Annotated in this window: 8 protein-coding genes; 6 read left to right on the top strand and 2 right to left on the bottom strand. The window is 71.8% G+C overall.

Annotation, left to right across the window (positions count from 1 at the left end):
- The 5 genes from HOV91_RS36890 to HOV91_RS36870 form a co-directional block, all read left to right on the top strand.
- Window positions 1–148 (top strand): integrase core domain-containing protein (locus tag HOV91_RS36890; protein WP_174189838.1); only part of this gene is annotated, 148 nt, incomplete at its 5' end.
- Between the two features lie 9 nt (window positions 149–157).
- The gene (locus HOV91_RS36885; RefSeq protein ID WP_174189837.1) at window positions 158–1,252 is read left to right on the top strand and encodes an isochorismate synthase; all 1,095 of its coding nucleotides are present in this window, start codon (window positions 158–160) and stop codon (window positions 1,250–1,252) included.
- Window positions 1,253–1,422: 170 nt separating this feature from the next.
- A complete protein-coding gene (locus HOV91_RS36880; RefSeq protein ID WP_174189836.1) occupies window positions 1,423–1,593 on the top strand; it encodes a DUF2613 domain-containing protein in 171 nt (56 codons plus the stop codon).
- Window positions 1,594–1,666: 73 nt separating this feature from the next.
- Window positions 1,667–5,923 carry an alpha-(1->3)-arabinofuranosyltransferase gene (locus HOV91_RS36875; RefSeq protein WP_174189835.1) on the top strand — a complete coding sequence of 1,419 codons (4,257 nt, stop codon included), beginning with the start codon at window positions 1,667–1,669 and terminating at the stop codon, window positions 5,921–5,923.
- Between the two features lie 96 nt (window positions 5,924–6,019).
- Window positions 6,020–6,520 carry a DinB family protein gene (locus tag HOV91_RS36870; RefSeq protein WP_174189834.1) on the top strand — a complete coding sequence of 167 codons (501 nt, stop codon included), beginning with the start codon at window positions 6,020–6,022 and terminating at the stop codon, window positions 6,518–6,520.
- Between the two features lie 18 nt (window positions 6,521–6,538).
- Here the strand turns inward: HOV91_RS36870 and HOV91_RS36865 are convergent, their stop codons facing one another.
- The gene (locus tag HOV91_RS36865; RefSeq protein ID WP_174189833.1) at window positions 6,539–7,729 is read right to left on the bottom strand and encodes an acyltransferase family protein; all 1,191 of its coding nucleotides are present in this window, start codon (window positions 7,727–7,729) and stop codon (window positions 6,539–6,541) included.
- A 204-nt stretch (window positions 7,730–7,933) separates the two neighbouring features.
- On the opposite strand from HOV91_RS36865, the gene pgfA reads away from it, so the two are divergent.
- Complete coding sequence (gene pgfA / locus HOV91_RS36860; protein ID WP_174189832.1) at window positions 7,934–9,094, top strand: cell envelope lipid trafficking protein PgfA; 1,161 nt, start codon at window positions 7,934–7,936, stop codon at window positions 9,092–9,094.
- 249 nt (window positions 9,095–9,343) lie between these two features.
- On the opposite strand, the gene HOV91_RS36855 is transcribed toward pgfA, so the two are convergent.
- Window positions 9,344–10,585, bottom strand: coding sequence for a polysaccharide biosynthesis protein (locus HOV91_RS36855; protein WP_246351485.1), 1,242 nt, complete (start codon window positions 10,583–10,585; stop codon window positions 9,344–9,346).
- Window positions 10,586–10,616: the final 31 nt, after the last annotated feature.

Below are 10,616 nucleotides of genomic sequence, written 5' to 3'. Positions count from 1 at the left end.
CTTTGCCCGCCACTACCAGTCCGAACAAGCCAGACGAGCCGCCCTACCGGCCTGGCTCCACGCCTACAATCACCACCGGCAACACTCCGCCATCGGTAAGAAGACCCCCATCAGCCGATTGACCAACCTCCCTGGGCAGTACAGCTAGGTTGGGGTCATGGATGGGTTCCTGCTTGCTCGGGCCGACGGGGTTGTTCGGGGTCATGGGAGCCGCGTCCGCTTCGACGACGCGCGAGAAGCGGGGGTCGCGCTGCGCGCGGGTCGCGTCGAACTGGTCGTCGGCGCGCTGCCGTTCGATCCGCGCGAGCCCGCCGCGCTGTGTGTGCCGGAGCGCGCCGAGTACACCGCCGGTCCGTGGCGGCCCGCCGCGCTGCCCGACCTGCCCGCGGTGCGCGTGGTGACCGAGATACCCAGCCCGGCAGAGCATGTCGCGCGCGTGACGAAACTGGTCGAGCAGCTCAACGATCCCGCGCAACCGCTGCGCAAAGTGGTCGCGGCGCGTTCGGTGCTGGCCGAGGCGCGGTCCGCGCTGGACGCGGAGGTCGTCGCCGGACACCTGCTGACCAGGCATCCGCACGCGAACGTCTTCGCCGTCGACCTCACACCCGCGGGTCGCGCCGGCGCGACCCTGGTGGGCGCGTCGCCGGAGGTGCTGGTCGACCGGCAGGGCGAAGTCGTGACGCTGCGACCGCTGGCGGGCACCCTACCGCGCCTGGCCGACCCGGACGCCGATGCCGCGCAGGCCCGGGAACTGCTGTCCAGCACCAAGAACCGCGCCGAGCACGCCTTCGTCATCGACTGGATCCGGGAGCGGCTCGGGCCGGTGTGCGCCGAGCTGTCCATCCCCGCGAGCCCGGAGCTGATCAGCACCCCCGAGGTGTGGCACCTGGCGACGCCGATCCGGGGGCGCCTGCGCGACCGCACGATCACCGCTCTCGATCTGGCGCTGCTGCTGCACCCGACGCCCGCGGTCTGCGGGACACCCACCGATCTGGCACTGGACGCCATCGCGCACATCGAGGACGACCGCGGGTTCTACGGCGGCGCCGTCGGCTGGTGCGACGCCGACGGCGACGGCGCCTGGGTGGTCGCGATCCGCTGCGCGGAACTCGCGGCCGACGGTCGGACGGTGCGGGCGTACGCGGGCGGCGGTATCGTCGCGGCCTCCGACCCGCAGGCCGAGCTGGACGAGACCACCGCGAAGCTGCGCACCCTGCTCGGCGCGCTGCACTGCGCCCTTCCCACCCGCTGACGCGCCCGTCCGACCGTCTCGGACCTCACGCCGAGGCGTCGCGGAGCAGGCTCGCGGCGGACCTGCCGGAGAAAGTCGGCGGGGATTCCACGGCCTGAACGCATACAAATACCGGACGTCCTGCTAGGTTGGCCGGGAACGTGCCTGCATCGACGTATTGGAGTGCCGCGATGAAGTTTGCTGTCCCGGGTGTTGCGAGTGCTGTCGCGGGCGCCGTGCTGGGTGTGCTCGGTGTCTTCCTCATCACCATCGCGGTTCAGCAGAACTCGCGCCCGGACATCGACCGCAGCGGTGACAAAGACTCCTCGCTGCTGAACAACGTTGAGTACGGCAGCCGCTGACCCGCTGACCTCCGCTTCACCCGCCGACTCGCTCGGATACCCAACGGCGCCGGGGCAGAGCAGCACCGCGCCATTGGGCAGACGCTGGTTCGCCGCGACGGTTGTCGCGGCGTTCCTGCTGACCTTCGCGCAGGCGCCCGGACTCACGGTCGCCGACACGAAATACGACCTGGCGCAGAATCCGCTCGGCTTCCTCGAACGCGCGAGCCATCTGTGGAGCAGCCAGGCGCCGATGGGCCAGGTGCAGAACCAGGCCTACGGATACTTCTTCCCGCACGGCGCGTTCTTCTCACTCGGCCATGTGCTGGGCGTGCCCGCCTGGGTGACTCAGCGGATCTGGTGGGCGCTGCTGCTGCTCGCCGGATTCTGGGGGATCGTCCGCCTGTGCGAGGCGCTCGGCATCGGCACGCGCGGGTCGCGTGTGGTCGCCGCGCTCGCGTTCGCGCTGTCGCCGCGCGTCCTGACCACCGTCGGCTCGATCTCCTCGGAGACCTTGCCGATGATGCTGGCGCCGTGGGTGCTGCTCGCGCCCGCCGCGCTCGGCGTCGCGCAGCGTAACCGGCGGCGCGGCGCGGCGGCCTCGCCCGCGGGCAGCGCGCTGGCGCTGGCGCTGATGGGTTCGGTCAACGCGGTCGCCACGGTGGCCGCCTTCCTGCCCGCGCTGCTGTGGTGGATCTCCTACCGGCCGAACCCGCGCTGGTGGCGGTTCACGGCGGCGTGGATTCCGCTGCTGGTGCTCGCCACGTTCTGGTGGGCGGTGCCGCTGCTGCTGCTGGGCAAGGTGAGCCCGCCGTTCCTGGACTACATCGAGTCATCGGGCGTGACGACGCAGTGGGCCTCGTTGGGCGAAGTGCTGCGCGGCACCGACAGCTGGACGCCGTTCGTCTCGCCGGAACGCATCGCGGGCGCGGTGCTGGTGACCCAGCCCGCGGCGGTCCTCGCGACGGGCCTGGTCGCGGCGGCGGGCATGGCGGGCCTGGCGCTGCGGTCCATGCCGTATCGGGGCAGGCTCGTGCTGATCCTGTGCGTCGGGCTGGTCGGCATCTGCGCGGGGTTCGTCGGCGAACTGAGCGGGCCGTTCGCGGAGTCGGTGCGCGTCTTCCTGGACTCCGGCGGCGCTCCGCTGCGCAATGTGCACAAGCTGGAGCCGCTGATCCGCCTACCGCTCGTGCTCGGGCTGGCCCAGCTGCTCGCCCGGGTCCCGCTGCCCGCCTCCGCTCCGCTGCGGGTGTGGCGTGGCGCGTTCGCGCACCCGGAACGCGACCGCGCGGTCGCGGTGGCGGCGCTGGTCCTCACCGCGCTGGCGCTGTCCACCTCGCTGGCCTGGACCGGGAAACTCGCGCCGCGCGGCGCCTACGACCGCGTGCCCGAATACTGGCAGCAGACCGCGGACTGGCTGAAGGACAACGCCTCCGACACGCGCGCCTTGGTGGTGCCCGGCGCGCCCTTCGGCAGCCAGGTCTGGGGACTCACGCGCGACGAACCACTGCAAGCGCTGGCCGAGACCCCGTGGGCGATCCGGGACGCGGTGCCGCTGAACCCGCCCGGAACCATTCGCGCGATGGATTCGGTGCAGCGGCTCATCGCCGACGGCAGGCCATCGGCGGGGCTGGCCGCGACGCTGACCGCCCAGGGCATCGGGGTCGTCGTCCTGCGCAACGACCTCGATCCGGAGACCTCCCGCTCGACCAGGCCGATGCTGGCCCACCAAGCGCTCGACGACTCGCCGGGCCTGCGCAAGGTTGCCGAATTCGGCAAACCGATCGAATCGCTGGTGATCGCCGACGGCCTGGTGGCCGACGGTGACCTGCGCCCGCCGTACCCGGCGGTCGAGATCTACCGGGTGGACGCGCCGAAGCCGGGCGCCCCCGTCGAGGTGCGCGGCGGCACCGGCGCGCCGGAGTCGTTCCCCGGTGCGTACACCGTTCCGCTCGCGGATGTCCCCGTCGTCCAGGGCGGACCCGAGGTGCTCGAGCGGATGCACCGCGACCCGGACGCCACCCGGAGCCCCACTTTGCTCGCCGCCGACGCGGCCGGGGCAGGGTTGCCGGTCGGCCCGGTGACCATCACCGACACGCCGATGGATCGCGAGGCCGATTTCGGCCGGGTGGACAACCACAACTCGGCGCTGCGCGCACCCGACGACGCCCGCCGCACGCACAACCTGGTGCCCGACTACCCGGTGCCCGGCGCCGAGCTGGTGCGCGGTGAATGGTCCGGCGCCACCATCACCGCGTCGAGTTCGGCCGCCGACGCCACCCAGCTCGGCGGCGCGGCGCCGGGAAGCTCCACCGCGGCCGTCGTCGACGGCGATCCGGCCACCGCGTGGATCAGCAACGGCACCGAACGCGCCCTCGGGCAGTGGCTCCGGCTCGATCTCGACCGCCCCATCCAGACCGGGCAACTGAACCTCACCACCAGCGCGGCCGCCATCGGCGACCCGGTCAAGTGGATCGAAGTGCGCACCGCCAACGGCACCGTCTCGGTCCGGGTGTCCGAACCCGGTGCGCAGGTCTCCCTTTCACTGCCCGCCGGGCGCACCGAATGGCTCACCATCACCGCCATCCGCACCGAGAACGGCTCCGGAGGCGGGCAATTCGGCATCAGCGAACTGCGGCTGGACGACTATTCGCAGCGTAACGCGCCGGTCCGCGTGGAAATCCTGCACCGCACCGTGGTACCGCCCGCTCCGGCCGGCGCGTACGTGCGTGGGTGGGATCTCGGCCAGGAATTCCCCGGCCGCAGCGCGTGTTTCGACGCGCCCGATCGGGTGCGGTGCAGCAAGGGGCTTGCCTTGGCGCCCGAGGAACCGGGAACGTTCCAGCGCACCCTGACGGTCCGTGAACCGATGTCGGTCGCTCCGGAGCTGACCGTGCGCACCAGGCAGGGTCCGGCTTTGGAGGCGCTGCTCACCGACGGCGCGCGCCCCGTCGCGCGGGGCAAGGCCGACGTGGGCGACCTGCGCGGGGCCGCTTTCGCCGCTACCGACGGCGATCCGCGTACGAGCTGGACCGCGCCGGAGGACTCGGTGCGCGAGACCACCGGCGGCAGGCCGACGCTCACCATCGAACTGCCCGAACCCACGCTGGTGACCGGCCTCGAGCTGACCCCTTCGCTCGGCGGCCTGCCCGCAGCGCCCACCTCGGTGACGGTGAATCTCGGAGACGGCCCGCAGGTTCGTGAGCTGGACGACGAGGAACCGGGCACGCCGACGCGGATCTCCCTGCACCCCACCGTCACCGACCGGATCGAGCTCAGCTTGCGGACCTGGCGGCCGGTACTGGACCAGACCGCGCTCGGCTTCGCGCAGACCCAGCCCTCCGGGTTGGCCGAGGTGACGGTGCTGGGGCCGGACTATCCCGCGGCCGCACCGCTGGACCGTGCGATCACCGTCCCGTGCGCGCTGGGGCCGACGATCGACGCGGGTGGACGGACGCTGCGCACCACGGTGACCGCCACCGTCGGCGAGTTGCGCTCCGGCGCACCCGTTCCCGCCCGGGTTTGCGCCGACGACGCGCCCGAACCGGAGTCCGGCGCACCGGGCGAACTCGCGCTGCCGCAGGGCCGGACCGATGTGGCGGTCGGGCCGACCGACCTCTTCTTCGTGGATCGGCTCCGGTTGCACCGCACCGGGACGGAAGCTCCCGCCGGCTCGCACGCGGGCGCCCGGCTGCTCGTGCTGCCACTGAGCACCAACGTCGGATGGCGCGCGACGAGCGCGGACGGGCAGGTGCTCGAACCGGTGGTGGTCGACGGCTGGCAGCAGGCCTGGCTGCTGCCGTCGAACGTCACCGGCCCGGTGACGGTCGCCTTCCCGGTCGACCGCTGGTACCGCCTCGGCATCTTCGGCGGGCTGCTGCTGCTCGTGCCGCTCGCCGTCCTGGCGGTTCCCCGTCGCGCGCGGCGGGATACCACCCGCGCGGAGGCGGGTGGCGTGCCCGCCGAGCGGTCGGATTCACGCGGTGACGCGCCCCGCACCTGGGGTCGCCGCTGGATGGGCGCCGTAGGGCTCACCGGTGCGGCCACGGTGATCGCGGGTCCGGTGGGCGCGGGCGCGACAGTGATCGCCTTGGCGGCCGTCCGTTTCACGCCATACCTCACACCGCGCGTGCTGGTCGTCGTGGCGGGCGTCGGCACCATGCTCTCCGCCGCCGCGCTGTCCACTGGCCCATGGCGCTCGGCCGAGGGCTATATGGGCGGGTCCGTTTCGGTGCAGCTGCCCGCGCTGCTCGCGATCATCGCAGTGGGTATCGCGGCGCTGCCGCGGCACGCCGAACGGTCGCGCGCGATCCGGTCGGACGATCCGGGTTCCCCGACCGTCGAGCACTGACCGCACCAGCCGACGCCGTCGGACCAGCGCTCGGCGCGCGATAAGACCCCGATTCGCCGTGCGCCGCAATAGCACTCGTTGCTAACGTGACCACGCGTGAACACCTGTGCCGAATGCGGTTTCGTCTACGACTTGGCTTCGGCGGCCGACGTGCCGTCGCTGGCGCGGGAGCACGCAGTGGAATACGCCGACCTGCTCGGCGCCGACGGCGGCAAGTTACGACAGCGCGGCAAGCCCGACGTGTGGTCGCCGCTGGAATACGCCTGCCATGTGCGGGATGTGCTGCTGGCGCAGCGCGAACGCGTCCTGGCGGCCCGCCGGTCGGACAACCCGCCCGCTACCGCGATGGGCCGGGACGAGCGAGTCGAGCACGACGGCTACGCCCAGCAGAACCCCGCGGACGTGGCCCGGCAGATCCGCGACGCCGCCCTGCTGTTCGCGAACGTGCTCGAGCGACTCGGCGACGACGATTGGGAGCGGACCCTCGGCTTCCCCTATCCCGAGCCGGCGGATCGTTCCCTGCGCTGGCTCGCGGTGCACACCCTGCACGAGCTGCGCCACCACCTGCTGGACATGCACCGGCAACTCGACGGCTGACCGCGCACGGGCCGCCGGTCAGGGCGCGGGTTCGGGTTCGGGTTCGGGAGTTCGCCGCACCCGGTCCCGGCTGCGGACCCAGCGCCGCACCGGCTCCTCCACCAGGGCGTAGCTGGCCGCGGCGACCGGGAGGGTGATGGCGATCGTGAGCACCAGGACGTAGCCGAAGTCCCCCTGGAAGGGCAGGATGCCGAACACCGGGAACACGATCGTGAGCACCGCGAGGTGCCAGATGAAGATGCCGTAGGACCAGCGTCCGAGCGTCGCGGCCACCGGGGACTCCAGCCAGCGGTGCCCGCGCGCCGCCGGGTCACGCAGCACCAGCGGCGCGAGCAAGGCGAACCCGATGACCGCGCCCGAGGCCATCTTCACCACGTACTGCCAGGGCTCGGCCCGGGTGAGCCCGGCGGGACCCGCGAGATCGGTCGCCGCGAGCAGGAACGCGGCGGTGGCGACGGTCCACATCAGCGGCTGATTCGCGCCGATCTTCCACCAGCGTGATAGCCGAACGCTATGTTCGGCGAGTTCCGCGAGGAGCATGCCCGCGGCGAACCAGGGCAGATAACCCGGCAGCCAGTTGTCCGCGTGGATCGCGTCGGGGGTGGGCACCGGAAGGAGATTCCAACCCAGACTGACGACGGCCAGTGCGAGCAGCACCGGCACCCGCAGGCGTGCCGCCGGGCCGCGCAGGCGCACCAGCGCGAACGCCAGCAACGGCAGCACCAGATAGAAGGCCACCTCCACCGAGAGACTCCACATCTGGGTGAGGCCGTCGGTGAGCGTCAGCGGCACGTACACCTGCAGCAGTGCCAGGTTCGACACCCAGACCCGCAGGCCCGCGGTTCCGGCGGCGCTGGGCAGCAGCACCAGGACCGCGCACACCACGACCCAGTACGCGGGCAGGATCCGAGCCGCACGATGCCGCAGGTAGTAGCCCACGGACGGGGCGGCGTCGAGGCCGCGCGCGGCGGCGGCGTGCGGGCGCCAGAGCAAGAACCCGGAGAGGGCGAAGAACACCGCCACCGCCATGTCGAACCGCCCCCAGACCCGGCCGATGACCGGCGTGCCCGAGGCCCCGGTTTGGAAGGCGACGTGGGTCAGCAGCACGCCGAGCGCGGCCATCCCGCGCATGCCTTCCAGCGCGGGCACGAACGCGCGCGGGCGCACCCGTTCTCTCGCGGGCGCGGCGGTGGGCAGGGTGGCGGTCATCGGACTCCAGTCTGCCGTGCGAATCCACAGTTGATAACCCGACGTTTCAGATTTCGCGTTAGACTCGGGCGATTTCTCGGCCGTTTCCGGCCTCGACGCCGCATGGTACGTGATCGGACTGTTAGTGTCGGGGCTCACGAGTGCCGCGGCCCGCCCGCAGTGCTCAGCGGAAGCGACCTGTGTTCTACGACGAGGAGAGTTTGCATGGCACTGAGTGCCGGTACCAGAAGGACGGTGGCCTGCCTGCTCGTGGGTCTCGGCGCGTTGCTGATCGTCGCCGCAATCATGATCCCGACCTACACCGTCGACAAGCTGGCGAAAACTCCCCTCGATCTGGAGATCACCACGATCGCGACGAACGTGCCGGGTGAGGACAGCCTCGTGCTCGACTCCAAGTCGCTGACCGCGCCGGAAGGCTCGGCCAAGGTCGACACCAACGTCCCCCTGGTCTCCCAGCGGTTCCTCACCGTCGAGGACCCGGCCGACGCCGAGCAGATGACGGTGCAGGCGGGCCAGACGCTGCGGCGCATCGACAAGCAGGGCGACACCGGCCTGCTCACCGCGAGCATCGACCGGGTGACCATCGACCGGGTGACCGGCGAGCCGGTATCGACCGAGCCCAACGGCTCGATCGCGGTGTCGGCGACCCTGGAGGGACAGAGCATCGCCGAGCCCGTGCAGCACACCGGCCTGCAGTACCGGTTCCCGATCGGCACCGAGAAGAAGACCTACCCTTACTTCGATCTCAACGTCCGCAAGTCCTTCGACGCCAACTTCGTCGAAGAGACCGAGATCAACAACACGAAGGTCTACCACTTCCAGATGTCGGTCCCGGCCACCAGCCTGTGGGACGTCGTGCAGGCGCCGACCAACCGGCTGAGCCTGCCCGCCGCCAAGTGGGGCGTCGAGGGCGGCGAGGCCCCGGTGACCATGACCCGCTACTACACCAACACCCGCGACCTGTGGGTGGAGCCGGAGACCGGCACGGTGGTCAAGGGTGGCGAGGCGCTGCACCTCTACTACTCGCGCACAGCGGACAAGCCCGAGGTCACCGCGCTGAAGTCGCACCTGGTGTTCGACGAGAACACGATCGAGTCGCAGCTCGCGGTGGCCAAGGAGAACATCGACAAGCTGTCGCTGTACGGCCGGGTCATGCCGATCATCCTCGGTGTCCTCGGCGTGATCGCGCTGATCGCCGGTGTGGTCCTCGGTATCCGGGGCGGCTCGGCTCCGACGCCCGCGCGTGCGGGCGGCACTCCGGGCCAGCGTCCGAGCGGCCCGGCTCCGTCCGGCGCGGCCCCGCGCGGCACTCGCGGCGCCGACGACGCGCCCACCGAACAGATTCGAATCAACAAACAGCCCTGACCGGCTGAGCGCCCGCGAATTCGGCTCCCCCGCCCTCCGGCTGGGGAGCCGAATTCGTTGTGGGGCTCTTGCTCGTCGGCAGCCGCCGGGTAGCCGGCTGTGTCGAAGTTCGGTCGGCGCGGGACGTCACGGAAGAACCCTCGGACCGCGTCGAGATCGTCCGCTGGGCCGGGGTGCGCATCGGTGACCATGCGACGATTCCAGGCAATGCGGGTCAGCCGACCGGAGACAACGGCTCGGGCCGCGTGGTCAACCGACCGGACGCAACGGCTCAGGCCGCGTCGAGTGATCGGCCGCCCGCAGGACGATGACGGCCACCAGGACGGTGGTGACGGCCGCGACCGACACGGCCGTGGTGATCAGCGCCGGGATCGAGCGGGCCAGCGACAACATCAGCGTGACTTCGACGGCCAGCCCCAGCCAGGTGACCAGCGCCAGGGACGTGCGATCGACGGCGATAGCCGAGAGCACCGCGCCTTGTAGCACCGCCAGCAGCGCACCGTGCAACGCGAAAACCCACAGCAGCCCCTGGATCGGCGCGTAGTCCGCACCGGCCAGCACCGGAGCGACCGGCGCGGCGAGCGCGGCCCCGAGCACCGCGATGAGGCCGATACCGCTGAGCACCGCCAGTGCCGCCCGGATCGCGCTCGCCGAGTGCGTCGGCTGCGCCATCCGCGGATAGAGCACCACTCCGACCGCCTGGGGCAGCCAGAAGGCGATCTTGGCGGCGATGGTGCCGAGGGCGTAGCGGCTGGCGTCCACGTCGTCGAGCACGACCCGGACCACGATCAGATCGGCCGACGACAGGGCCATCAGCGCCGCTTGCACCTGCGCGGCCCGCAGCACCGGCAGCACGCCGGGGGCGGCGATCGCGCCCGGCTCGGTGTCGGCGCGGGCGCGCGGGGACGGCGCACCGGCGACGATCCTGGCCAGCAGCGCCGCCGCCGCGATTCCGCAGGCCGCCGCCCACAGCGCGAGCGTCGCGCCGCCGCCCAGCGCGAGAACCACCAGCGCGGGCGTGACCCGTGCGATGCCCGCCGCGCCGAGCACCACGCCCAACGCGCGAAACCGCTTACTGCCCTGCAACACTCCTTGCTCGCCGGACAACAGCACCAGCGCGGGCGCCGCGCCCAGCGCCGCGGCCGTGGCGGCCACCCCGACGTGCAGCGCGACGGCGACCAGCGGCACCAGCACCGCCGCCACCGCGGCCACGATCACCGCGCACCGCCACTGGAGGCCGCGCAGCGCCGCTGTCCCCGCGCCGCGCACCAGTTCCCGCGCGACCACGTTCTGTAGCGCCAGGGCGGGCACCGCGCACAGCAGTTGCACCGCGAGCAGACTCGCGAACTCGCTGTATCCGGTGACGCCCAGCCAGCGCCCGGCCAGTAGCTGCAGCAGGTACCCGGCGACGTTGGCGGTCATCGCGCCCGCCGTCACCCACGTCAGATCCGCCACCACAGGTAACCGACGGACAGCAGACACGCCGCCCATCGTCCCACCCCTGTCTCTTATAAACATCTGA

Origin of the sequence: Nocardia barduliensis (assembly GCF_013315795.1) — a bacterium.
GTDB classification, from domain to species: Bacteria; Actinomycetota; Actinomycetes; order Mycobacteriales; family Mycobacteriaceae; genus Nocardia; species Nocardia barduliensis.
This window is presented reverse-complemented; position numbering and strand designations above follow the sequence as displayed.